This window comes from Algihabitans sp., assembly GCF_965226985.1.
Taxonomy (GTDB): Bacteria; Pseudomonadota; Alphaproteobacteria; order Kiloniellales; family DSM-21159; genus Algihabitans.
Window position 1 is genome coordinate 3547658 of the sequence record NZ_OZ245712.1, and the last position, 24252, is coordinate 3571909.

A 24252-nucleotide genomic window follows, 5' to 3' on the forward strand; every position below is an offset into this window, starting at 1 on the left:
CGCGGGTCTTTCTGCGAGCGGCGCGGCTACGGCATGCCCAGTCGCTCGGCCGGCCCGGTTCCCATGCGACGTCTGTCCATGAGATCGCGGGTCCTACGCAAACGACGATACAATGAGGACGAAATGCCGAAGATGAAGACGAAGAGCGGAGCCAAGAAGCGCTTCCGCCTCACCGCCTCGGGCAAAGTGCGGGCCAGTGCTGCCTTCCGGCGCCACAACAACCGCAAGCGGTCTCAGAAGATGCTGCGCAACTCTCGCGGCACCATGATTCTGGCGTCTGCCGACGCCAAGATCGTCCGCAAGAACTTCCTGCCGAACGACTGATCGGTTCAGTCCCGCCCGAGGAGTAAAGACAGATGGCACGCATCAAGCGCGGTGTGACCGCTCACGCGCGGCACCAGAAGGTCCGCAAGCTGGCCAAGGGCTACCGCGGCCGCGGCAAGAACGTTTACCGCGTCGCGATCGAGCGCGTCGAAAAGGCGCTGCAGTATCAGTATCGCGACCGCAAGGTGCGCAAACGCACCTTCCGCAGCCTGTGGATTCAGCGGATCAACGCGGCCGTGCGCCTGAACGACGAGGCCATGACCTACGCGACCTTCATGGACGGCATCAACAAGGCCGGTATCGAGGTCGACCGCAAGGTGCTGGCGGATCTGGCCGTGCACGAGCCGGAGGCCTTCGCCTCGCTGGTCGCGCAGGCCAAGGCGGCCCGCACCTCGGCCTAAGGCGCACAAAGACGCCTCAGCCCGCAAGAAGGCGGCCGGCATGCTCGACCAAACCAGTCTGGACGCACTGAAGGACGAGCTGCTCGCGGAAATCGCGGGCGTCGCCGACAGTCGTGGGCTGGACGACGCGCGTATTGCCGCGCTGGGCAAGAAGGGCCGCGTCACCCAGCTGATGAAGGGTCTGGGCGCCCTTTCCCCCGATGAGCGCCGGGACGCGGGCCAACGGCTGAACGCTGTGAAGGAGGCCGTCTCCGCCGCGATCGAGGCCCGCAAGGCGGCGCTCGACGAAGCGGAGCTGGAAGCACGGCTGGCGGGCGAGACGATTGACGTTACCCTGCCGGCCAGACCCTTTTCAGTGGGCCGCATCCACCCGATCAGCCAGACCATCGAAGAACTGGTCGCGATCTTCGGCGAGATGGGCTTCTCGGTCGCCGAAGGGCCGCACATCGAAGACGATTTCCACAACTTCGATGCCCTGAACATTCCACCGGAGCATCCGGCCCGCCAGGAACACGACACCTTCTTCCTGCCGCCGCGGGCGGAGGGCGAAGCACCGCTGGTGCTGCGCACCCATACCAGTCCGGTGCAGATCCGCACCATGCAGCAGGTCGAGCCGCCGATCCGGATCATCTGTCCCGGCCGCACCTTCCGCGCAGACTCCGACGCCACTCACTCGCCGATGTTCCATCAGGTCGAGGGGCTGGTGATCGACAAGAAGACCCACATGGGCCACCTCAAGGGCACGCTGATCGAATTCTGCCGCAGCTTCTTCGGGATCGACGATCTGCCGGTCCGCTTTCGGCCGAGCTACTTCCCCTTCACCGAGCCATCGGCCGAGGTCGACATCGGCTGCTCGCGCGAGGGCGGAACACTCAAGATCGGTGCAGGCGGGGACTGGCTGGAAATCCTCGGCTCCGGCATGGTGCATCCCAAGGTTCTGCGGAACTGCGGGATCGATCCCGAGGTCTACCAAGGCTACGCCTTCGGGATGGGCATCGAGCGGATCGCCATGCTGAAGTACGGCATCCCGGATCTGCGCACCTTCTTCGACAGCGACCTACGCTGGCTGCGCCACTACGGCTTCGTGCCGCTTGAGGCGCCGTCCCTAGTGCGCGGGCTGTAGGGCGGAGCGGGACAAGCAGCCATGAAATTCACCCTATCCTGGCTCACGGAGCACCTGAAGACCGACGCGGATCTCGCGACGATTGTCGAAAAGCTCTCTCTGATCGGCCTTGAGGTCGAGAGCGTCGAGGATCCGGCGGCGAAGCTGGCGCCCTTCACGGTCGCGCGCGTGATCTCCGCCGAACAGCACCCCAATGCCGACCGCCTGCGGGTCTGTCAGGTCGAGACGGCGGACCACGGAACGGTTCAGGTCGTCTGCGGCGCGCCAAACGCGCGCAGCGGCATGATCGGTGTCTTCGCGCCCTCGGGAAGCTGGATCCCCGGCACCGAGATGGAGCTGAAGCCGGGTAAGATCCGCGGCGCCGAATCCAACGGAATGTTGGTCTCGGAACGCGAGATGGGTCTGAGCGACGAGCACAGCGGCATTATCGACCTGAGCCCGGCCGAGGGGCAGACGGCACCGGCGCTCGGCACGCCGCTCTCCCAACTGCTGGGCCTCGACGATCCGGTGATCGAAATCGCCATTACGCCGAACCGGGGCGATTGCCTGGGCGTACGCGGCGTCGCGCGGGATCTCGCAGCCGCCGGCCTGGGCACACTCAAGCCGCTCGAAGCGCCCAAGGTTGCCGGTAGCTACAACTCGCCCCTGACCTGGCAGATCGACGCCGAGGCGAGCGGCGCCTGCCCCTACGTCGCCGGCCGTCACTTCCGGGGACTGACCAACGGTCCGTCTCCAGCCTGGATGCAACGCCGCCTGACAGCCATCGGGCTGCGGCCGATCTCGGCCCTGGTCGACATCACCAACTACGTGACCTTCGATCTGGGCCGCCCGCTTCACGTCTTCGACGCGGCCAAGGTCAGCGGCAATCCCACCATGCGCTTCGCCTGGCGTGGAGAGCAGATCCTGGCGCTCGACGGCAAGACCTACGACCTCGACGAGAGCATGTTGATCATCGACGGCGGGGGTGCCCCCGAGGGGATCGGCGGCGTCATGGGCGGTGAGGACTCCGGCTGCACCGAGCAGACCACCGAGGTCTTTCTGGAGGTCGCGCTGTTCGACCCGATCTCGGTCGCCATGACCGGACGCAAGCTGGGACTCAACTCCGACGCCCGCTATCGCTTCGAACGCAAACTGGATCCGGAAAGCGCCGTCTGGGGCGTGGAGGTGGCCAGCCGTCTGATCGCAGAACTCTGTGGCGGCGAGGCCAGCCATGCCGTCAGCGCCGGTAAACGTCCCGATCCGCGCCAAGATATTACGCTGCGCAAGACCCGCTGCGAAACCCTGGGCGGTTTGGCCGTCGAGGCCGACCGACAAAAGGAAATCCTGGAATCCCTCGGCTGCGACGTGGTCGATACCGGCAAGACCTTGCAGGTGACCACCCCGACCTGGCGTCCCGACCTGGAAGGCGAGGCCTGCCTGGTCGAGGAGGTGCTGCGCATCGTCGGTTACGATCAACTGCCGATCACACCGCTGGAACTTGATACGACCCTACCCCTGCCGGCGCTGAGTCCACGTCAGAGGCGCGTCGCCGCGGCACGAACGGCACTGGCCTGGCGCGGCCTCGAAGAGGCGGTCACCTTCTCCTTCGTGTCGGTCAAACAGGCACTTCTGTTCGGCTGGAGCGACGCGCAGCTGAGGCTGCTCAACCCGATTTCCAGCGAACTCGACATCATGCGCCCCAGCGTGCTGCCGACGCTGGTCGAGGCGGCGGTCCGCAACAGCGACCGCGGCTTCCCCAACGTCGGGCTCTTCGAGGTTGGTCCCCAGTACGGCGACGACACGCCCGAGGGTCAGCTGCTGGTCGCGGCCGGTCTGCGCAGCGGCCAGATCTCGACCAGACACTGGGCGACGGACCAACGGGCGCTGGACGCCTTCGACGCCAAGGCGGATGCCCTGGCGGTTCTGGAGGCGGCGGGCGCGCCGGTCGAGAACCTGCAGACCACGGCCGACGCGGCGCCCTGGTATCATCCGGGCCGCTCCGGCCAGTTGCGTCTAGGGCCGAAGGTCCTTGCGGCCTTCGGCGAGTTGCATCCGCGCGTTCTGCAGGCCTTCGACCTCAAGGGCCCGGCGGTTGCTTTCGAGATCTTCCTCGAGCGGATTCCCGAGGCGAAGCGCAAGGACGGCGGCAAAGCGAGACCGGCTCTGACCCTGTCTCCCTTCCAACCGGTCGAGCGCGACTTCGCCTTCCTGGTTGCCGATGAGGTTCCCGGGGAGAAGCTGTTGCGTGCCGCCAAGGGCGCGGACAAGCAGCTTGTCACGGGGGTGCAGATCTTCGACGTCTATCGCGGCCAAGGCGTCCCCGAGGGTCAGAAGTCGGTCGCGCTGGCCGTCACCCTGCAACCGACGGAACGTACCCTGACGGACGAGGACCTGGAGGCTGCGGCGAAGAAGATCGTCGCCGCCGTCGAGAAGCAGACCGGCGGCAGCCTGCGCGGCTAGATCAGCTGCAGAGTGGCTTGAATCGCTCCAACAGGGTCATCGCTTTAGGAATTTCAGTTTCCGCCAGCAGTCGCTCGGCCTGAAGCCGGTCGGTGGGCGGCTAGGAACACCTGAACGGCAGCTTCCGCAACCCGCTCGATTTCGGCTTCGCTCGGCTGCTCCAGAATACCGAACAGGACCTTCGGAAAGAGCTCGGCGCGACAGAGCGCCGTGAATTGGCAGGCAGCCAGGTTCGCGTCCTCCAGAACAAGAAGGCCCCTTGCTCGGGCCTCGATCAGGAACGTCGCGATCCGTGCCGTACAGAGTTGCGGTCCGGCGCTGTAGAAGGCACGCCCCACCTCGGGTATCCGCCCCGACTCCGCCACGGCGACGCGATACATGCCCTGCGCGAAGGGCGAGACCATGAAGCGGACGAAGGACCTGGCGATCGTCAGGAGGCTCGTTTCCAAACAGGCGCAGTCGGTTTCGACCGTGAAGAGCCGTTGAGACATCTCCCGACATTCCTCGTCGACCACCGCAGAGAAGAGCGTCCGCTTGTCGGCGAAGTAGTTGTAGAGCGTTCCTTTGGAGACTCCCGCACGGCGGACGATCTCGTCGACGCTGGCACCTTCGTAACCCAAATCGAGAAAGGCGCCACGCGCGCCTGCCAAAATCTGCCGGAGCTTGCGTTGCCCCGCTTGCGACGACCGCTCCCGATCGACGGAACGCGACAGATCTGCAAGGCGACCGGGGCGGGCGCTAACGCTCGGCGTCATAAGACTGTCCGCAGTGAAAAAACCGGGGGTCGTTCTTGAACTTGAGTGTTCTATCACTCATCTAAAAATGACTAAACAGTTCAGTTTATAAAATCCTCGCGCTGAGGAGACCGACTGTCCGGCTCTCAGCGCAGACCTCGATGGCTTGCGCTGCGACCCTCCCCGGATCGAGCGTCGGCCATTGGCCGGCCCCGCTCCCAGTGGACCCCTCCCCCCAAAGTCCCTGGAGCGGGACCGGCAGTCATTTTTCGAAGGTCGTTCCTAAGTGAAGAACTCGAAATGCCAAGCGGCGCAGTGACGTGTCTCGCGCCGACCAGTCCTTTCGCCGAGCTGTCTTACTGTCGGTGCCGCGTCCGAAGCTTGCTCAGTTCCGGCCGGAACCGAGCAGGCCACGGGCGATGACGTGGGCCTGGATCTCGGCCGCACCCTCGAAGATGTTGAGAATACGGGCGTCGCAGAGCACGCGGGAAATCTTGTACTCCAGCGCGTAGCCGTTGCCGCCGTGGATCTGCAGCGCGTTGTCCGCGTTGGACCAGGCCACGCGGGCCGCCAGCAGTTTCGCCATCCCCGCTTCGATGTCGCAACGGCGGTCGCTGTCCTTCTCCCGTGCGGCAAAGAGGGTCAGCTGGCGCGCCACCATGGTCTCCACAGCCATCCAGGCGAGCTTGCCGGCCACGCGCGGAAAAGCCAGCAGCGCCTTGCCGAACTGCTTACGTTCCTGCGCGTAGGACAAGCCGAGTTCCAGAGCATTCTGCGCGACACCGACGGCGCGGGCGGCCGTTTGAATGCGGGCCGGCTCGAACGTCTCCATCAGCTGCTTGAACCCCTGACCCTCGACTTCGCCCAGCAGGTTGGCGGCCGACACCGCGAAGCCGTCGAAGCCGATCTCGTACTCCTTCATGCCGCGGTAACCGAGCACCTCGATCTCGCCGCCGGTCATGCCCTCGGCCGGGAAGGGCTCGGCGTCGGTTCCGCGCGGCTTTTCCGCCAGGAACATGGAAAGCCCCTTGTAGCCCGTCTCCTCCGGGTCGGTCCGGGCAAGCAGCGTCATTAGGTCGGTGCGCGCCGCGTGGGTGATCCAGGTCTTGTTGCCGGTCACATGGTAGCTATCGCCCTCGCGCACGGCCCGGGTGCGGAGGGAGCCGAGGTCGGAGCCGGTGTTGGGCTCGGTAAAGACGGCGGTGGGCAGGATCTCGCCGCTTGCGATCTTCGGCAGGTAGGCCTGTTTTTGCGCGTCGGTACCACCCAGGCGGATCAACTCTGCGGCGATTTCCGACCGCGTGCCCAGCGACCCGAGGCCGATGTAGGCACGGCTCAACTCCTCCGTCACGACGCACATGGCCGTCTTGCCCATGCCCAGGCCGCCCCATTCCTCGGGCACCGTGAGGCCGAACACGCCGAGTTCGGCCAGTTGCCCGATCACCTCCAGCGGGATCAGCTCATCGGCCAGATGCCAATGGTGGGCATCCTCGGCGTAGGAGTCGGCGATCTTACGAAACTGCTCGGCGATCATCGCCTCGGTTTCGTCGTAGCCCCGCGCGCCGAAACCGCCGTCCGCGATCAGCTCGGCAAGACGCAGACGAACAGCGGCGGTATTGCCGCGCTCGATCAGCAGGGCCACGGCCGGCGTCCGCAAGGCCGCGACCTCCTCACCGGAGACGCCGAGATCGTTGGGACGAACCACCTCCACCTGGCTCATCGCCAGCCCGCCGGTCATCTGCTGGAGGTACTCGCCGAAGGCGGCCTGCAGCATCAACTGTTCCAGTTCGCCGAAAGCGCCGTCGTCCTGCAGCCGGCGGCCCCAGCGATCCATCTCCCGCAGGCTGGCGACATAGGTCGAGAGCCAGGCCAGCCCGTGGCCCGCGAACTGCTCGCGCTCCAGCGCCGCGGTCTCGACCTTGCCGGAGGGCGCCACGCGGCGGGCCAGGGCCTTCCGGGCCGCCGTCTCGAAGGCCTCCACGGCGGGAAGCGCTTCGCCCGTCAGCGTCAGAAGATCCGACAGCACCAGGGTCTCGTCGTCGGTTTGGGCAAGGGCTGCGTCAGTCATGGCTGTTCCGTGCTGTTTGGTTGGACCGGCCGGGCGATGGAATCTGGGCTAAGATGTCACCTGGGGCCGAGATGTCACCTGGGATCGATGGAAATCTAGCACGTCTGCGCCGGAGGCAAGTCAGACGGCCTGTCCGGGAGGGTGCGGGGAGGCCGTCCGTCCGGCGACTCTCCCCAACCGTGGAAGCTTCGGAGCGAAGCTAGCCCTCGATCGCGTCCTCGAGGGTGCGCAGACCGGGACGCTTAGCCTGCACCAGCACCGCCATGTTGCCGGGCTTATGCTCGTTCCTGAGCATCTTCATATGCGCTTCCGGGATTTCGTCCCAACCGAAGACCTCGCTCATGCAGGGGTCGATGCGCCGCTCCACCATCAGGGTGTTGGCCTGGCTCGCCTGCATCAGGTTGGCGAAGTGACTACCCTGGATCCGTTTTTGGTGCTGCCAGACATAGCGGGCGTCGAAGGTCAGGTTGTAGCCGGTGGTACCGGCGCAGAAGACCACCATGCCGCCGCGCTTCACCACGAAGGCGGAGACCGGAAAGGTCGACTCACCCGGGTGTTCGAAGACGAAATCCACGTTGTTGCCCTTGCCGGTGATCTCCCAGATCGCCTTGCCGAACTTGCGGGTTTCGTTGAACCAGGTCTTGTAGTCCTCGGTTCCGACTTGTGGCATCTGGCCCCAGCAGTCGAAGTTCTTGCGGTTCAGGACGCCCTTGGCCCCGAGCGAGAGGACGAAGTCGCGCTTCGACTCGTCGGAAATCACGCCGATGGCGTTGGCGCCGGCCGTCGCGATCAACTGGATCGCCATGGTGCCGAGACCGCCTGACGCGCCCCACACGAGGACATTGTCCCCGGGACGCAGAATGTGGGGACGGTGACCGAAGAGCATGCGGTAGGCCGTCGCCAAGGTCAGGGTGTAGCAGGCCGATTCTTCCCAGGTCAGATGCTTCGGGCGCGGCATGAGCTGGCGATCCTGCACGCGGCAGAACTGCGCGAAGGAGCCGTCTGGCGTCTCGAATCCCCAGATGCGTTGGCTGGGGGAGAACATGGGATCGCCGCCGTTGCATTCCTCGTCGTCGCCGTTGTCCTGGTTGCAGTGCACCACGACCTCGTCGCCGACCTTCCAACGCTTCACCTTGCTGCCGACCGCCCAGACGATGCCGGTCGCGTCCGAGCCAGGCACGTGATAGCCCCAGTCGTGGTAGTCCAGGACCGAGACCGGCTTACCCAGGCACGCGAAGACACCGTTGTAGTTGACGCCGGCGGCCATCACCATCACCAGAACGTCGTGGCTGTCGAGCTCGGGCGTCGGCACGACCTCAACCTGCATCGCCTTGTTCGGCTCGCCGTGCCGTTCCTTGCGGATGGCCCAGGCGTGCATCTGTTTCGGGACATGGCCGAGCGGCGGGATCTCGCCGAGTTCGTAGAGGTCCTTGGCTGCCTGGCCAGGGTGCAGCTGCACCACCTCGGCTGCTTCCGATAATGTCTGTGTCATGGCTTCGAAAGGTCCTCTGCCTCGTTGGTTGGCCCGAATCGGTTATCGTCCGCTCGGTCTCCGCGGGGCAGCTCGTTCCTTCGGCCGGCCCTCGCCCGGATACGCCTCGCCCGGATATCCCTCGTCGCCGCCGACGGCTTGTCTTGAACCGTCTATCGCGGAGGGTCGCCGCAGCTCCACACTCCACCGCCTGCGCCACTGCCGGGCGGCTTGTACGGCCTGAGTGGTCTGGCTAGCATACCACCACTGCCAGCCAGGACTTGACTCTTACAAGCCAAACATGGCTTTTGCAATGCACAATAACATGTTTATTTCAGATCTGGACGTTTTGTAGCAACTTTAGGTCTGAAACATATGCGCTCAGGCAATTTGGTGACATTTCGGGGGACTCCATGACCCTACAAAGGCTTAGCGCTGACGCAGTGCAGCAACAGTCTTCTCGCACGAGCGAAGGCACGCGCGAGCGAGACAAGCCCTGGTTGATGCGCACCTATGCCGGCCATTCGACGGCCAAGGCCTCCAACGCGCTCTACCGCCGAAACCTGAGCAAGGGGCAGACCGGCCTGTCGGTCGCCTTCGACCTACCGACCCAGACCGGCTATGATTCGGACCATCCCCTGGCCAAGGGTGAGGTCGGCAAGGTCGGTGTCCCCGTCGGCCACCTGGGGGACATGCAGGTGCTGTTCGAGGACATCCCGCTCGACCGCATGAACACCTCCATGACGATCAACGCCACGGCTCCCTGGTTGCTGGCGCTCTACATCGCCGCCGCCGAACGCCAGGGCGCGCCGCGCGCCGACCTGCAGGGCACGGTGCAGAACGACATCGTCAAGGAGTATCTCTCGCGCGGGACCTATATTTTCCCGCCCAAGCCCTCGCTCAGGCTGACCGCCGACGTGGTCGCCTTCACCTACCGCGAGGTGCCGAAGTGGAACCCCATGAACGTCTGCAGCTACCACCTGCAGGAGGCTGGCGCGACTGAGGTGCAGGAACTGGCCTTCGCGCTCTCGACAGCCATTGCGATCCTGGACGCCCTGCGCGAGCGGGTCGATCCGGCCGACTTCCCGCGCGCCGTCGGACGCATCTCCTTCTTCGTCAATGCCGGCATCCGCTTCGTCGGCGAAATCTGCAAGATGCGCGCCTTCACCCGCCTGTGGGACGACATCTGTCGCGAGCGCTACGGCGTGGAGGAGGAGCGTTACCGTCGCTTCCGCTACGGGGTTCAGGTCAACTCACTCGGCCTGACGGAGCAGCAGCCGGAAAACAACGTCTACCGCATCCTGCTGGAGATGCTGGCCGTCACCCTTTCGAAGGACGCCCGCGCCCGCGCCGTGCAATTGCCGGCCTGGAACGAAGCGCTGGGCCTACCCCGCCCCTGGGATCAGCAGTGGTCTTTAAGGCTCCAGCAGATCGTCGCCTACGAGACCGACCTGCTGGAGTTCGGCGACATCTTCGCCGGCAACCCGGAGATCGAGGGCCGGGTCGAGGCGCTCTGCGCCGCCGCGCGAGAGGAGATGACGCGGATCGACGCCATGGGCGGCGCCATCGCGGCCGTCGAGTCGAGCTACATGAAGGAACAGCTCGTCACCTCGGCAACGGCCCGGTTCCAGGCCATCGAGAGCGGCGAGCAGGTCGTGGTCGGCGTCAACAGGTTCGTGGAGAGCGAGCCGTCACCTCTGCTTGAGGGCGTGGACGGCGGCATCATGACGGTCGACCCGGAGAGCGAGCGGGCCACCGTCGCAGCGCTGCAGGCTTGGCGCGCCCAGCGCGACGAGGCCGCCGCAGGGCGCGCCCTGGACGATCTGAAGCAGGCGGCGGCAGGCGGCGCCAACATCATGGAGCCCTCGATCGCCTGCGCCCACGCCGGCGTCACCACCGGCGAATGGGGCGACGCCCTGCGGCAGGTCTTCGGCGAGTACCGCGCTCCCACCGGGGTCGGCAAGGCGGCCGCGCGGTCCGAGGCGGGAGAAAGTCTGGAGAGCCTGCGCAGCCGTGTCGCCAAGGTCTCCGAACAGCTCGGACGTCGGGTCAAGATGCTGGTCGGTAAGCCCGGCCTGGACGGCCACTCCAATGGCGCTGAACAGATCGCTGTCCGCGCCCGCGACAGCGGTTTCGAGGTGGTCTACGAGGGCATCCGCCTGACGCCGCAGCAGATCGTCAACGCGGCCCTGGAGGAGGGCGTCCACGTGATCGGCCTGTCGATCCTCTCCGGCAGCCACGTGGCGCTCGTCCAGGACACCTTGACCGAGCTGAAGGCGCAAGGCCTGAGCGACCTGCCGGTCGTGGTCGGCGGCATCATCCCGCCGGAGGATGCCAAGCTTCTGGGCGACGCAGGTGTCGCCGCCGTCTACACGCCCAAGGACTACGACCTCACGGCCATCATGGCCGACATCCTGGAGATCGTGGAAAGCCGCTGTCAGGAGGCGGCGTAGGGAGCGTCGTTTCCTCAGGTCAACCTCGGCAAACAGAGCGTTTCCACATGGACCGCTAGCACGGCCGCCGAAGCGCGCCATATGGAGGTGCGAAGGAGGACCTGTGCCCATGGCCAGCAATTCGCCCGCCGCTCACCGCGCCCTTGCGTCGAGAGACGACGCGGCCGCCGGATCGCTCCGTCAGGACTACACGGCCGGCGCCAAGGTCTTCCATTGGCTGACAGTCTTGCTGATGGCCGCCGTCTTCCTGCTGGCTTTGATTATGGTCGAGCTGCCGCTCGGTCCCTTGAAGATCGAGCTCTACAATTGGCACAAGACCGTAGGACTGACGATCCTGGCGCTGGCCCTTCTGCGACTGGTCTGGCGCCTGCGCCATCCGCCGCCGCCGATGCCGGACGACATGGCCGCCTGGGAACGCCTGGCGGCTCACGCCGCCCATCTCGGCCTCTACCTGTTTCTCTTTAGCCAGCCGCTCGTCGGGCTCGTCATGTCCTGGGCATCGGGCTTCCCGACGATCCTGTTCGGCAGCTTCACGCTGCCCAACCCGATCGGGACCGATCAGGCGCTCTACGACGCCCTCTCCAACGTACATTTCTGGTCCGCCTGGGCACTTCTGGCCCTGATCGGACTTCACGCCGGGGCGGCCCTGCGCCATCACTTCGTCAAGAAAGACACGGTGTTGCGACGCATGCTGCCGCAGACGCGTCGCTAGACCGAACCGCCATCCCTTCCCGATCAGCCTGAGAGACGTCTTCGCCATGCCTTTGCCGTTTGCCCTTGCCGTCGCGATCCTCTTCGCGACCCCCGCCAGCGCCCAGGAAGCGCCGGTCTGGATCACGGATCCCGACGAGAGCCGCGTGGGCTTCATTGCCATCCAGTCGGGCAGCGACGTGGAAGGAGGTTTCGAGGACTGGACGGCCGACATCGTTTTCGACCCCGAAACCGCGACCGGCCGCATCGAGATCGTCATCGAGACGGACAGCGTCGACAGCGGCGCCCGCGACCGCGACGACGCCGTGAAGGGCGACGGCCTGCTTCATGTCGAGGCCTTCCCCGAGGCTCGCTTTCTGGCGGAACGCTTCGAGGCGACCGGAGAGGGAAGCTTCGAGGCCCACGGCGAACTGACCCTGCGCGACACGACGCGTCCCGTGATCCTTCCCTTCACTCTCGCGGTGACAGGAGAGACTGCGGAGGCCCTGGGCGAAGTCACGGTCGACCGTCTGGACTACGGCGTCGGACAAGGTCTCTGGGCCGACACTTCGATGATCCCGGCCGAAGTTCGCATCTTTTTCGAGATTCTGGCGACGCGACCGTAGCCCTTCGCCGCAAGACCGCAAAGAGAACTCACACGTGAGAGAGGGAGTCGAACAGATGATCCGTAACGTCTTTCCGCGAACCGCCCTGCTGGGCGCCGCCGCCATGATCGCCGTCCTGGCCGCACCGGCCGCACCGCTTCTAGCGGCGGACACCTACGCCTTCGACAAGAGCCATACGGATGTTGTCTTCCGTATCGATCATCTCGGCTTCTCCGATACCATCGGTCGCTTCAACGACGCGGACGGTGTCATCGTTCTCGACGAGACCAATCCGGAAAACTCGCGGGTGGAGGTGACGATTCAGGCCGCCAGCCTGGACACCAATCACGAAGAGCGCGACGGGCATCTGCGTGGCGCCGATTTCTTCAACGTGGAGGCTCATCCGACGATCACCTTCGTCTCTACGGCAGTCGAACGCACCGGCGATGAGACGGCGACTGTGACCGGCGAGCTGACGCTTCTCGGCGTTACCCAGACGGTGGTTTTGGAGACAACGCTGAACGCCCTGAAGGCGCACCCGATTCCCAGCTACGAGGGCGTCATGACGGCCGGCTTCTCGGGCACCACGACGATCAAACGCTCCGACTTCGGGATGAACGCCTTCGTTCCGGCGGTGGGAGACGAAGTGGCGATTATCCTGGAGATCGAGGCCTTCAAGCAATAGCCGCGGCAACTTCCGGCTGGAGAGACGGCGACTGTCGATACCCGGTCGCCGTCTTCACTCCACGGTCGCCTTGCGGGTCATGGGTCCAGCCAAGTCGAGCGTTGCCGATCCACAGGTCTCCGACGCCGTGTAGCTTTCGTCGGCATAGCCGGTATAGCCGTCGCTGTTCAGCAGGGCGAGAGCCGTCCGATCGTCCAAACCGCCGACCCGAACGAAGACCTGGGCGGAGAGCACCATATCGACCGACGCACCCTGGGTGGACAGGGGCATCATCACCCTTTTGGTGAAGAGCGGGTGATCGCGGTCCGTCCCCCCGTAGCGCGACACGGAGAAGATCGGGCGTTTTTCTTGAACGACCCGGCGGTAGAGACCGGTCATGTAGGTCAGGTACTCGCCGAACATCAGCTCCTCGAGCGTCCGTCCCGTCACGGGCGCGCCGAAACTCCGCTCGACTTCGGTCCCGATAAGCCGGTAACGGAACTGCCCGTTCTCCAGCACGTCTGTCAGCATCAGATGCGGCAGAAGCTTGGGAATCTCGGCGGGGTCGATGTCCCCCCGCGCGGGCATCGGACGGTCGCGCCGGAGACTGCACCAATAGGCGTGAATGTTCGAGAGAACCTCCTCATCCATGGTTTCTCTGCCCTCCCGCGCAACTTAAGCCAGCATTTGCGTGCAGCGTCGCGGCGCTATGGTGGCGGTTAGCATTTTACATCCCGTTAACCGTGCCGATCCTTGGCGCGAGACCGCTCGGGTCCTGCGAGGTCTAGGCGCGTTCGGGAAAACCGGCCTTGGCACGAACCTCGGCCGGCGCAAGTCCGGCGTCCCGCAACGCGGCAAGGGAGAGGGCATCGTGCCGCTTGGCCAGGCGCTGCCCGCTTGCGTCGGAAATCAAGTCGTGGTGCCGCCACTCGGGCACGGGAAGATCGAGCAGAGCCTGAAGCAGACGGTGGACGTGCGTGGCGACGAAAAGGTCGCGACCGCGCGTGACCAGAGTGACGCCCTGGGCGGCGTCATCGAGAACGACGGCCAGGTGATAGCTGGTCGGAACATCCTTGCGCGCCAAAACGACGTCGCCCAGCAGCTGGGGCTGCGCCTGCTGTGGGCCCTGGCCGCGCTCGTGCCACGTCAGCGGCCCGACCTGTTCCATGGCCTTTGCGAGATCGAGACGCCAGGCGTGAGCCTCGCCGCCTTCGAGACGGCGACGACGTTCGGCTACGCTGCGGCGGCGGCAGGTCCCGGGGTAAAGCGGTCCGTCGGGTCCATGCGGCGCCGCGCCGGCAGCCGCGATCTCGGCGGCAATCTCCTTACGCGTGCAAAAGCAGGGATAGATCAAGTCGCGCGCTTCGAGTTGCCGAAGGGCGTCCCTGTAGAGGTCGAAACGCTCCGACTGGCGGAGAACCGGCTGTTCCCACTCCAAGCCCAACCAGGCGAGGTCCCGGTAGATGGCCGCTTCGAATTCCGGCCGGCAACGTGCAACGTCGATATCCTCGATACGCAGCAGGAAGCGCCCGCCGGGGTCTGCCGCTTGGGCTGCGAAAAGCGCGGAATGGGCATGCCCCAGATGCAGGCGTCCGCTTGGTGAGGGGGCGAAGCGGGTTATCTCGCCGGGGATTTTTGAGGAGTTGGAGATCATGTTTCGGAGCGACGTGACTGAGGAAGATGTCGGATAACCTTTCGCTGGCGCCTGGAACGGGATCGCCGAAGGCCGAACCGGGTCGGCCGCGCGACAGGAAGCGAGTTACTATGAAGACAGACAGTGCCTTGATCGTCACGCAAGAAACCCTGCCTGCGGCCGTGGAGGCGCTCGGCCGGATCGACCGCGACTTCGCCCGCGCGCTCCAAGAAGTCGGACTGCCGCCTCTGCGCTACCGGGCACCGGGCTTCGCGACGCTTCTGCGCATCATCATCGCTCAGCAGGTTTCGCTCGCTTCGGCGCAAGCAATCGCCGACCGCTTGAACGCGGCTTGCAAACCCGTCACGCCGGAGACCTTCCTGGCACTCAGCGACGACGACCTTCGACAGATCGGTCTGTCGCGCCCGAAGCAGCGCTATGCCCGAGCCCTTGCTAAAACGCTGATCGAGGGCGCGCTTGACCTCGACCGCCTGGTGATGCTCGACGACGAAGCGGCAATCGAAAGTCTGACCCGCGCCAAAGGTATCGGTCGCTGGACGGCCGAGGTCTACCTGCTGTTCTCCCTCGGCCGGCCGGATGTCTTCCCAGCCAACGACATCGGCCTGATGATCGGCGCACAGCTGCTCAAGGGATTGGAGGTGCGGCCCGACCGTATCGCCCTGGAGGAGCAGGCCAGAGCTTGGCGCCCCTATCGCTCAGTCGCGGCCCGTATGCTCTGGCATTACCGGCGCCAAGCAGGAGCGATTCCGGACGACTGGGAATAGACGGATTGAAAGGTCGACCGAGGCCCGTTTCGGAACCGGTTCTGATATGTGCTCCGGCCGCTTATGCCGGAGCTATGCGACTCTCATCGATCACTTGAGAGCATCCTGGATAAAGGGCTGACGCGCCTCACGGCATACAGTAAGACTCGGCATTCAGGCCTGCCGTCATTGGCGCGCGGATCCGCATATTCACCAGTCCTCTTCCGTAAGTCTCCGACCTCGTGGATTGGTGTATCGGTAAGCCCTGCCGTTGGGTGTCGGATGGGTGATCGAACTTTCAGAAGGGCGTGCGGCGCCTCGGGGGAACAGATGCCAGGGGGCAGTCATGACCACGGCGCGTGAAGAGATCATGCTCGACGGTCCTCGCGAGGGTCCACGCAGCGGCGGCGTACCGCGCCAACTGGTGGTGCTGCTGCACGGCCTGGGGGCCAACGGCCAGGATCTGATCGCGTTGGCACCCGTCCTCGGCACGGTGCTACCGGATGCCGTCTTCGTGGCACCCGACGCACCGAGCCCCTGCGACATGGCGCCCTTCGGCTACCAATGGTTCAGCCTGCAGGTTCGCACGCCGGAGTCGCTTTATGTCGGCGCCGAAGAGGCAAGGTCGCTGCTCGACCGCTTCCTGGACGAGGAGATGGCGCGCTATGGGCTGAAAGACGAGAACCTGGTGCTCGTCGGTTTCAGCCAGGGCACCATGATGGCCCTGCACACGGCGCTGCGGCGCCAGGCCGCCTGCGCTGGCGTGATCGGCTACTCGGGCCTGCTGGTCGGCGGCGAGCGACTGACGCAGGAGATTGTCAGTCGCCCGCCCGTCCTGCTGGTTCATGGAGATCAGGACGAAGTGGTCTCGCCCGAGGCACTGAGCGCCGCCGCAGAGGCGCTGCAGGCGGTCGACGTCCAGGTCACGGCCGAGGTTCGCCCAGGCCTGGGACACGGGATCGACGAGCCCGGCGTCGCGATGGCCGCAAGTTTTCTGCGCGATCTCTTCGCGGCAGGGGACGACTGACACCCGGTTGCGTGACCACAAGTCGCAGTCTTGCTGCGATCAGTCGAACAACGGCCATCGCATAAGCGAATCAGTATCTTCCGGTCGAGGCTTATGACAACGACATGAAGATTCCCGGCTAACTTTTACTACATCTTGTGCTCTCTAGGGGTCTGCTCTATGTAGAAGAGGTGATTGCGGCGCTGGCGTCGCGATTCTTTGACCGACAGGGAGACGGGCCTCAGCTATGGCCGACAGTTATCCGTCCTTGGTCTTGAATGCGGATTTCCGTCCGCTCAGCTATTTCCCGCTTTCGCTTTGGTCCTGGCAAGACGCCATCAAGGCGGTCTTCCTAGATCGGGTGAACATCCTCGCCAAATACGATCAGAAGGTGCACTCGCCCTCGCTCGAGATGCAGCTGCCCAGCGTGATCGCGCTGAAGCAGTACGTACATCTCGACCGCCGACCTGCCTTCACCCGCTTCAACGTTTTCCTGCGGGACCGCTTCACCTGCCAGTACTGCAGCTATCGGGGCCGGACGGAAGAACTGACCTTCGACCACGTTATCCCGCGCTCACGCGGCGGCCGTACGACCTGGGACAACATCGTTACGGCGTGTCAGGTCTGTAATCTGGCCAAGGGCAACCGCTTGCCGCAAGAAGCCGATATGCTGCCGCTGAACCCACCGCATCAGCCAAGCACCTGGCAACTTCAGGAAAATGGCCGAGCTTTTCCGCCCCACTTCCTGCACGAAAGCTGGTCGGATTTTCTCTACTGGGATTCCGAACTGGAGTCCTGAGCGTCGATCCCAGGATTTCAGCGCCCTCAGCTCTTCAGTCGAGGCGCAACCACTGCGGCGCGGCCGGCTCTCGTTCGTCTCTGCGAGCTCTTTCGGCAGCGGCGCGGGCCAGAAGCTCGAGGCGTTCGGCCTGCTCTTCGCTATGGAAGAGATCGTGGAAAAACCCGGTCAGCTCGCGCCACCAGCTTTTTCGACCTTGGGGGGTCTCTGCGATAAGGGCCATGACGTCCTGCCAGCCACTGCGTTTGCAATGGCTGCAGCTTGCACCCAAGGTCGTAAAGGAATCGTTTTTCGAGCGAGCTCACCTTGGCCGAACTCGCTGACAGCGAGTCCGTCCGAGGCGTGAGGGCTGTTCCGGAGCGTCAGTAGCGCTCGCTCAACCAGATCGCGAAGCGTGAGCCGGCCTTGATCACGCTCGTAAGGCCACCGTAGGCGACCGTCTCTTCGGCGCCGTGAGCCAGGCCCGTATCGCGATGTTCGATCTCGTCTTCCCGGAACTCCAGGATCGCCTGCTTGAGCTCGCCCTCTTCGCCCTCGTCGTCCAGCTGCTCGGCCTGGCGGGCGTAGTGTTCGTCGATGACTTCCTCGACCGCGACGGTACAAGCCATGGCAGCCTTCTCGCCCATAAGGGCCGTCACCGCGCCCAAGGCGAAGCCGGCGACGTGCCAGGCCGGCTGCAGGACGGTCGGCCGCACCCGATGTTTCGGCAGCGCCTTCTGAAAGTAGTCGAGATGCTTGGCTTCCTGCGCCCACATCTCCCGGATCGTGGGCGCAACAGGCGAGCGGCCGAGCACAGCCAGCTGACCCTCGTAGATCCGACGGGCGCCGTACTCGCCGGCCAGATCGACGCGCAAAAGGCGCTCCAGACGCTCACGGCGATCCGGATCGCCCGGCAGAGGGCGCCGTCGTTCCGGTCGCTCGGTCTTCGCGGTTTCGCTCATGCCTGCCTCCTGCGGCTTCCTAAGGCTACCACCCAGACAATGGCGACACCGACCAGGGCCGACAAGAGCAGGTTCCAGCCGGCCATCGAGATCCCGAACAGCGACCAGGCGACCGCATCGCAAGGCACGACCTCGGCCTGCATCAGCACCTCGCGCAGCTGCGCCACGTCGAGGCCCCGGATGTCAGGGGCACTGCAGCCCGGCAGGCCGGCCCACCAGCCTTGCTCGACGCCGACATGGAAACCGGCGATGCCCGCACCTGCCAGAAGCGCCAGCGCAGAAGCGATCGTGGCAAAGCGTCGCGCTCCTCCCGAGAGCGGCAGGGCGACCAGCGCCAAGCCCAACGCCGCAAGATGGGCGTAGCGCTGCCAATGGCACAGCAGACAGGGCGGATAGCCGCCGATGTACTGAAAGGCGAGAGCGCCCAGAAGAGCGGCCGCCGGGACGCCGATAGCGACCCAGGGCACCAGCTGGCGGGCAAGCTCCAGGCGGTGTGCGGTCGTGACGTGAGAAAGGGTCATGAGACCGGCATCAAATCAGGAATCGGGCGACCAGGAAACCACCCAGCAGCAACCCGAAAAACAGCCAGGTCAGTGCAGGCAGGTTGTTTTCGATGAAACGGCGGATCGGCTGGCCGAACCACCACAGCAGGGCTGCGACCAGGAAGAAGCGCCCGCCCCGCGACACCACCGACGCCGCCATGAAGGTTCCAAGATCGAGCTGCGTCACACCGCTGGCAATGGTGATCAACTTGTAGGGAAAGGGCGTAAACCCAGCACCGGCTACGATCCAGGCGCCCCACTCGTTGTAGGACTCGGCGAAGGCCTCGAAGCGGTCGATGTAGCCGTAGAACTGGAGGATCGGCTCCCCGACACCGGTATAAAAATAGTAGCCGATCGCGTAACCGGCGACCCCGCCCAACACCGATGCGACGGTACAAACCCCAGCGATCAGCCATGCTCTGTCGCGCGCCGCCAGAACCATGGGAATCAGCAAAACGTCCGGCGGTATCGGAAAGACCGAGGACTCGATGAAAGATACGGCGAAAAGCACCGAGAGCGCATAGCGACGCTCGGCCTGCGCCATGGTCCAGTCGTAGAGGCTGCGTACCCAGCGCACCGCCGAAGTCCCCCCAATCAAGCCGCCGCCCCGCTGCTATAGCCGCCCGGCGGGCGTTCCTTCAATCGCCGTTTGCGGTTCTGCCTGTTAGGCTGTTGTGACACGGCCGAAGACCCAAGGGTTTCGCGGTGCCGGAAGGGGGTAGGGGCAGCGGATAGGAAACGGGAGATGCCATGAATCCCTTAGCCGAGCTGCTGGAGGCGAACGAACGCTTCTACAGCGCCTTTAACGACCGCGATCTTCTAGCCCTGGCGGAGCTCTGGGACGATTCCGGGCCGGTCGCCTGCATCCACCCCGGTTGGCGGGCGCTGACCGACCGGCACGAGGTGCTAGAGTCCTGGCGGGCCATTTTCGAAGGCGGCGGCCCGGACGCTATCGACTGCCGGGCGCCCGAAGCTCTGCTGATCGGCGGCGGCGACAGCGAAACGCTGGGCATGGTGGTCTGCTACGAGGCCATCGGCAACGCGCTGCTGGTCGCCACCAACATCTTTCGCAAGGGCGAGGGCGGCTGGCGGCTGGTGCACCATCAAGCCGGCCCCTGTAACGAGCCCCCGGCCGAGGCGCACGCGAAACCGCCGCTCAGTCCCCTGCAGTAGCGCGGGCACTTGCGCCGCGCCGAAGAGCGACTATCCTGCGCCGCACGGTGCCCCTGTGGCGGAACTGGTAGACGCGCGCGACTCAAAATCGCGTTCCGAAAGGAGTGGGGGTTCGATTCCCTCCAGGGGCACCAGCGCGGCGAAGGCTGCCGCCGAACAACGAAGAAACAGCTACGGCGGACGGTTTAGGGACGTGCAAACTTCTGGAACCTTGCTGGCCGGTCTGACGGCGGCCCTGCTGCTCGTCGGCTGCGGCACGTCGGAGCCCGAACGGCCGCAAGGGCTTGGGCAGACGGCGAGCTATCAGTGCGGCTCAGTGCCACTCGAGACACAGGCAATCGACCGCGATCTGTTGGTCACCGTCGGCGACAGGGCCTACCGCCTGTCGCCCAGCCTGACCGGCAGCGGCGTGAAGTACAGCGGCGGCACGCCCTCGGCCCCGGTGGTCTTCCATAGCGAGGCTCAAGCCGCGACCTTCAGCATCGGCTTCCGCCGGCTCCCTCCCTGCGACCGAGTGGACGTCGCCGCGGTCAACCCCGACGAAAGCGGGGGCCCCGGCGAAGACATTGCGTCCGCTCGGCTGGAGGGTAGCGAAGAGGCCAACCTGGCCGTACCGACGGTTCCGGTTGTCCCGTCCGCCTCGCCAGCCGCCCAAACGGCCGCCCAAACGGCCAGGGTTGCGACGCCGCCAGCCAACCTGCAGGGACCGCAGTGGCAGGTGGAGGAAATCGCCGGCGTCCCCTTGCTGGAACGATCCCGCGCAACTCTGGAGTTTCACGAAGACGGATCGCTCGGCGGCTTCGCCTCCTGCAACAGCTACCGCTCCAGTTTCGAAGCGGCCGAGGGAGGCGCTTTGAGCCTGGGTCAGATCGCCGCGACCCGTAAAGGCTGCCCCCTTGCGCTGATGCAGCAGGAACGCAACTTCCTGCGTGTTCTGGAGGCGGCCACCAGCTACCGGATCCTGCCCGACGGCAAGCTGGCCATCGAAACGGCCGACGGCGAGACCTTGATCGCACAGGCAAGCTGACGCCGAGAGACGGCTTGGCGCGCCCTGCGCCGGTGCCGGAGAGCCCGGTGAGCAAGGCAATGGTTGGGGCCTGAGATCGAGGCCGGCCGATCGCCGCTCCTGTCTGGTGTCGACTGGACGTTATGAAATAACGTAGCTTGTCATCGATTTTACCGGGCCCAGGCGCCGGCACCGAACGGAAGACATGGCCTTGAGAAGACTCTCCACCTCGCAGGATCGAGTCGCGCCGGCGAGCCCACCCGCCACAGCCGAAACCCTGCTGACCCTGGAAGGTATCGCGGTTCGCCGGGGCGCGCCGGGGCGCGAACGTTGGCTGCTGCAGGGCGTCGATCTCACGGTCAGGCGCGGCGAGATTGTGACCTTGATCGGCCCCAACGGAGCCGGGAAATCGACGCTGGTGCGGGCCGCCATCGGGGTGCTGCGCCCGGACGAAGGGCGAGTCCTGCCGGCGCCCGGACTGCGCATCGGCTACGTGCCGCAGCGTCTGTCGATCGACCGCACGCTGCCGCTGACCGTTCGGCGTTTCATGACCCTGACCGCTCGCCATGAGGAGAGTGAGATCGCGCAGTCCCTGTCCGAAGTCGGGATCGCGCACCTTGCCGACGCAGAGCTGCAGACCCTTTCGGGCGGAGAGTTCCAACGCGCGTTGATCGCCCGTGCGCTGGTGCGCCGCCCCGATCTTCTGGTCCTCGACGAGCCCGTCCAGGGTGTCGACTTCACCGGCGAGATCGCGCTTTACGACCTGATCGGCAAGATCCGCGACCGTCTGAACTGCGGCATTCTGCTGATCTCGCACGACCTGCACATCGTCATGGCCGCGACCGATACGGTGGTCTGTCTGAACCGGCACGTCTGCTGCAGCGGCACGCCGCGCGCGGTCGCGGAAAGCCCGGAGTACCGACGTCTCTTCGGGGCCCGCGCCGCCCAGGCCCTGGCCGTCTACGAGCACCATCACGACCATGCGCACGACCGGGAAGGCAGAGTGGTCCCGCTGCCGTCCCGCCCCGAAGCCGGTCCGACCGCCGACAGCGAGGGGAACTGACGCGCCTTCATGCTGGACGATTTCTTTTTTCGGGCGCTTCTCGCAGGGGTCGGCGTCGCGCTGGTGGCCGCACCGCTGGGTTGCTTCATCGTCTGGCGGCGCCTTGCCTACTTCGGCGACACCATGGCCCATTCGGCACTGCTTGGCATCGCCTTGGCCGCGCTGCTGGACCTCAACCTCATTCTCGGCGTCTTCGTGGTCGCGGCCGGCGTGGCACTGACCCTGGTGGTGCTGTCGCGCAGCGAGGTCGTGCCGGTCGACTCTCTGCTCGGCATCCTCTCTCACTCGACTCTGGCGCTCGGGCTCGTGCTGATCGCCTTCATGAGCTGGCTGCGGGTCGATCTGACCGGTCTGCTGTTTGGCGACATTCTTGCTGTTTCCCGTCAGGACCTCGCCTTGATCTACGGCGGCGGGCTCGCTGTGATCGCCGCGCTCATCGCTATCTGGCGCCCACTGCTGGCGGGAACCGTCAACGTCGAATTGGCGGCCGCCGAAGATCTGGCGCCCGAGCGCGCCAGACTGGTCTTCATGCTGCTGATGGCGGCCGTGATCGCGACGGCCATGAAGGTGGTCGGCATTCTGCTGATCACCGCTCTCTTGATCATTCCGGCCGCCGCCGCGCGGCGCTTCGCCACGACGCCGGAGGCGATGGCCCTGGTCGCCGCCGGACTAGGCGGGCTGGCCGCCCTGCTGGGCCTGTTCGGCTCTCTGCGATTCGACACGCCCTCCGGCCCCTCCATCGTGGTGGCGGCCCTGGCGATCTTCCTGATCAGTCTCGGCACCACCCGGCTTCGACGTTTCGGCGGCGCGCCGGAGGCCCGCTAGAGCCCCTCGCGAGAGGCGATTGCATGGCCCTGGCGGTTGCGCCCTGGTCGTAGCTCCGTTATCAAGCGCTCGCCGTCTTCCCCGCCAAACCCGTCCAGAAAAAGCAAGTCTGCCAGCGATCCATGAGCCTGCGCATCCAGCCGATCTCCGGCTTTCCAGAGTTTCTGCCCGAGCAGCAGATCGCCATCAACCGGGCGGTCGACGTGATCCGGGCGACCTACGAATCCTTCGGTTTCCTGCCGATCGAAACGCCGGCGGTCGAGCGCACCGAGGTGCTGCTCGCCAAGGGGATCGCGGAGAAGGAGGTCTACGGCCTGCGCCGCGTTCAGGAGGAGGGGGCGGAGGACAGTGCCAAGGAACTGGCGCTGCGCTTCGATCTGACGGTGCCGCTGGCGCGCTACGTGGCACAGCACTATGGCAAGCTGCGCTTCCCCTTCCGCCGCTATCAGATCCAACCGGTCTGGCGCGGCGAGCGGGCTCAGGCCGGACGCTATCGCCAGTTCGTCCAGTGCGACATCGACGTCATCGGCGACGAAGCGCTGAGCCTGGAATACGACGCCGAGATTCCGGCGGTCATCTTTCAGCTCTTCCGCCGGCTCGGGATCGGCAAGTTCACCATCCGCATCAACAACCGAAAGATCCTGACCGGCCTGTTCCAATCGGTCGGCCTGACCGACGACGTGGCGGTGCGGGCCGCGCTGAACGTCGTCGACGACCTGGAGAAGATCGGCGCCGGCAAGGTGCTGCACAAGCTGGGCGAACTCGGCCTCGGCGCCGAACAGGCGGAGCGCATCCTGCACTTCTTCGACACCAAGGGCAGCAACGACGAGATCCTGGCGCAACTGAAGGCGCTGGACGTCAACGCCGCCTTTGCCGAGGGCGTGGCGGAACTGGAGGCCGTCGTCCGCTCCGCCCCGGACCATGTTCTGCCGCGGGTCGACGACGGCGAACTGGTCGACGTGACCGACGAGCGCGCGCTTTTCCCCGACTACTTCCGGATCGACCTCTCGATCGCCCGTGGCCTGGATTACTACACCGGCACGGTCTACGAGACGCGACTCGACGACTTCCCCCAGGTCGGCTCGATCTGCTCGGGCGGACGTTACGACGATCTGGTGGGTACCTTCGTCGACAAGACCTTTCCGGGCGTCGGAATCTCCATCGGACTGACGCGGCTGATGAGCCGCCTGTTCGACGCTGGCATCGTGACGACGGAGGCCGCGGCCATCGCCCCGGTGCTGGTCACGGTGCAGGACCGCAGCGCCCTGCCGGCCTACAAGGAGCTGGCCGCCCGCTTGCGCCGGGCCGGGATCGCGACGGAAGTCTTCCTGGACGACCGCAAGCTGAAGGCGCAGCTGCGCTACGCCGATCGGCGCGGCTTCCCCATCGTCATCATCGCCAGCCCCGAGGAGTTGGAGGCCGGTCAGGTCGTGGTGAAGAACATGCGCTACAACCAGGAAGACCGCGTCGCCATCGCCCAGATCGGCCCCGTGGTCCGCAGCCTCGTGCCAGTGGGGTTCGAGTAGGC

General features: G+C 65.4%; 25 protein-coding genes and 1 tRNA gene. 17 read left to right on the forward strand and 9 right to left on the reverse strand.

Annotated features, from left to right (window positions below; translation table 11 throughout):
• Positions 1-123: 123 nt before the first annotated feature.
• The 4 genes from rpmI to pheT are packed head-to-tail and all read left to right on the forward strand — an operon-like array spanning position 124 to position 4287.
• Positions 124-324, forward strand: a complete 201-nt coding sequence (gene rpmI / locus ACO054_RS16165) for a 50S ribosomal protein L35 (RefSeq protein ID WP_421707612.1) — start codon at positions 124-126, stop codon at positions 322-324.
• A 32-nt stretch (positions 325-356) separates the two neighbouring features.
• Complete coding sequence (gene rplT / locus ACO054_RS16170) at positions 357-725, forward strand: 50S ribosomal protein L20 (RefSeq protein WP_421707613.1); 369 nt, start codon at positions 357-359, stop codon at positions 723-725.
• 40 nt (positions 726-765) lie between these two features.
• A complete protein-coding gene (gene pheS, locus ACO054_RS16175; protein WP_421707614.1) occupies positions 766-1848 on the forward strand; it encodes a phenylalanine--tRNA ligase subunit alpha in 1083 nt (360 codons plus the stop codon).
• Positions 1849-1869: 21 nt separating this feature from the next.
• Positions 1870-4287: a phenylalanine--tRNA ligase subunit beta gene (gene pheT / locus ACO054_RS16180; RefSeq protein ID WP_421707615.1), complete on the forward strand. Its 2418-nt coding sequence runs from the start codon at positions 1870-1872 to the stop codon at positions 4285-4287.
• A gap of 53 nt (positions 4288-4340) precedes the next feature.
• Here pheT and ACO054_RS16185 read toward each other — a convergent pair whose 3' ends face one another.
• The 3 genes from ACO054_RS16185 to ccrA all read right to left on the reverse strand — a co-directional run bounded on the left by ACO054_RS16185 (position 4341) and on the right by ccrA (position 8581).
• The gene (locus tag ACO054_RS16185) at positions 4341-5042 is read right to left on the reverse strand and encodes a TetR/AcrR family transcriptional regulator (protein WP_421707616.1); all 702 of its coding nucleotides are present in this window, start codon (positions 5040-5042) and stop codon (positions 4341-4343) included.
• 364 nt (positions 5043-5406) lie between these two features.
• Positions 5407-7089, reverse strand: coding sequence for an acyl-CoA dehydrogenase family protein (locus tag ACO054_RS16190; protein ID WP_421707617.1), 1683 nt, complete (start codon positions 7087-7089; stop codon positions 5407-5409).
• A gap of 199 nt (positions 7090-7288) precedes the next feature.
• Entirely contained in the window at positions 7289-8581 is a 1293-nt protein-coding gene (gene ccrA, locus ACO054_RS16195; RefSeq protein WP_421707618.1) for a crotonyl-CoA carboxylase/reductase, read from the reverse strand.
• Positions 8582-8973: 392 nt separating this feature from the next.
• Here ccrA and ACO054_RS16200 point away from each other — a divergent pair, with 392 nt between their 5' ends.
• The 4 genes from ACO054_RS16200 to ACO054_RS16215 all read left to right on the forward strand — a co-directional run bounded on the left by ACO054_RS16200 (position 8974) and on the right by ACO054_RS16215 (position 12993).
• On the forward strand, positions 8974-11013 hold the full coding sequence (locus tag ACO054_RS16200) for a methylmalonyl-CoA mutase family protein (protein ID WP_421707619.1): 2040 nt from the start codon (positions 8974-8976) through the stop codon (positions 11011-11013).
• A gap of 109 nt (positions 11014-11122) precedes the next feature.
• Positions 11123-11725, forward strand: coding sequence for a cytochrome b (locus tag ACO054_RS16205; protein WP_421707620.1), 603 nt, complete (start codon positions 11123-11125; stop codon positions 11723-11725).
• Between the two features lie 46 nt (positions 11726-11771).
• The gene (locus tag ACO054_RS16210; RefSeq protein ID WP_421707621.1) at positions 11772-12329 is read left to right on the forward strand and encodes a YceI family protein; all 558 of its coding nucleotides are present in this window, start codon (positions 11772-11774) and stop codon (positions 12327-12329) included.
• Between the two features lie 55 nt (positions 12330-12384).
• Complete coding sequence (locus ACO054_RS16215; protein WP_421707622.1) at positions 12385-12993, forward strand: YceI family protein; 609 nt, start codon at positions 12385-12387, stop codon at positions 12991-12993.
• Between the two features lie 54 nt (positions 12994-13047).
• On the opposite strand, the gene ACO054_RS16220 is transcribed toward ACO054_RS16215, so the two are convergent.
• Positions 13048-13623 (reverse strand): PAS domain-containing protein, encoded by a 576-nt coding sequence (locus tag ACO054_RS16220; RefSeq protein ID WP_421707623.1) that lies wholly within the window; start codon positions 13621-13623, stop codon positions 13048-13050.
• A gap of 133 nt (positions 13624-13756) precedes the next feature.
• Positions 13757-14626, reverse strand: coding sequence for a tRNA glutamyl-Q(34) synthetase GluQRS (gene gluQRS, locus ACO054_RS16225; RefSeq protein WP_421707624.1), 870 nt, complete (start codon positions 14624-14626; stop codon positions 13757-13759).
• Between the two features lie 110 nt (positions 14627-14736).
• On the opposite strand from gluQRS, the gene ACO054_RS16230 reads away from it, so the two are divergent.
• From ACO054_RS16230 to ACO054_RS16240, 3 genes are all read left to right on the forward strand, one after another.
• Positions 14737-15390: a DNA-3-methyladenine glycosylase family protein gene (locus ACO054_RS16230; RefSeq protein WP_421707625.1), complete on the forward strand. Its 654-nt coding sequence runs from the start codon at positions 14737-14739 to the stop codon at positions 15388-15390.
• Between the two features lie 325 nt (positions 15391-15715).
• Positions 15716-16396, forward strand: coding sequence for an alpha/beta hydrolase (locus ACO054_RS16235; RefSeq protein WP_421707626.1), 681 nt, complete (start codon positions 15716-15718; stop codon positions 16394-16396).
• Between the two features lie 226 nt (positions 16397-16622).
• Positions 16623-17174, forward strand: a complete 552-nt coding sequence (locus ACO054_RS16240; RefSeq protein ID WP_421707627.1) for an HNH endonuclease — start codon at positions 16623-16625, stop codon at positions 17172-17174.
• 34 nt (positions 17175-17208) lie between these two features.
• Here ACO054_RS16240 and ACO054_RS16245 read toward each other — a convergent pair whose 3' ends face one another.
• The 4 genes from ACO054_RS16245 to ACO054_RS16260 form a co-directional block, all read right to left on the reverse strand.
• Positions 17209-17397 (reverse strand): hypothetical protein, encoded by a 189-nt coding sequence (locus tag ACO054_RS16245; protein WP_421707628.1) that lies wholly within the window; start codon positions 17395-17397, stop codon positions 17209-17211.
• A gap of 139 nt (positions 17398-17536) precedes the next feature.
• Complete coding sequence (locus tag ACO054_RS16250) at positions 17537-18115, reverse strand: demethoxyubiquinone hydroxylase family protein (RefSeq protein ID WP_421707629.1); 579 nt, start codon at positions 18113-18115, stop codon at positions 17537-17539.
• On the reverse strand, positions 18112-18636 hold the full coding sequence (locus tag ACO054_RS16255) for a disulfide bond formation protein B (protein WP_421707630.1): 525 nt from the start codon (positions 18634-18636) through the stop codon (positions 18112-18114). The genes ACO054_RS16250 and ACO054_RS16255 overlap by 4 nt, the downstream gene beginning before the upstream one ends.
• Before the next feature lie 10 nt (positions 18637-18646).
• Entirely contained in the window at positions 18647-19234 is a 588-nt protein-coding gene (locus ACO054_RS16260) for a YqaA family protein (protein ID WP_421707631.1), read from the reverse strand.
• A gap of 173 nt (positions 19235-19407) precedes the next feature.
• Here ACO054_RS16260 and ACO054_RS16265 point away from each other — a divergent pair, with 173 nt between their 5' ends.
• From ACO054_RS16265 to hisS, 6 genes are all read left to right on the forward strand, one after another.
• A complete protein-coding gene (locus tag ACO054_RS16265; RefSeq protein WP_421707632.1) occupies positions 19408-19830 on the forward strand; it encodes a nuclear transport factor 2 family protein in 423 nt (140 codons plus the stop codon).
• Positions 19831-19879: 49 nt separating this feature from the next.
• A tRNA-Leu gene (locus ACO054_RS16270) sits at positions 19880-19964 on the forward strand.
• 59 nt (positions 19965-20023) lie between these two features.
• The gene (locus tag ACO054_RS16275) at positions 20024-20857 is read left to right on the forward strand and encodes an META domain-containing protein (protein WP_421707633.1); all 834 of its coding nucleotides are present in this window, start codon (positions 20024-20026) and stop codon (positions 20855-20857) included.
• Between the two features lie 184 nt (positions 20858-21041).
• Positions 21042-21899 carry a zinc ABC transporter ATP-binding protein ZnuC gene (gene znuC, locus ACO054_RS16280; RefSeq protein ID WP_421707634.1) on the forward strand — a complete coding sequence of 286 codons (858 nt, stop codon included), beginning with the start codon at positions 21042-21044 and terminating at the stop codon, positions 21897-21899.
• A gap of 9 nt (positions 21900-21908) precedes the next feature.
• Positions 21909-22724, forward strand: coding sequence for a metal ABC transporter permease (locus tag ACO054_RS16285; protein WP_421707635.1), 816 nt, complete (start codon positions 21909-21911; stop codon positions 22722-22724).
• A 122-nt stretch (positions 22725-22846) separates the two neighbouring features.
• Positions 22847-24250, forward strand: a complete 1404-nt coding sequence (gene hisS / locus ACO054_RS16290) for a histidine--tRNA ligase (RefSeq protein WP_421707636.1) — start codon at positions 22847-22849, stop codon at positions 24248-24250.
• The last annotated feature ends 2 nt before the right edge of the window (positions 24251-24252 follow it).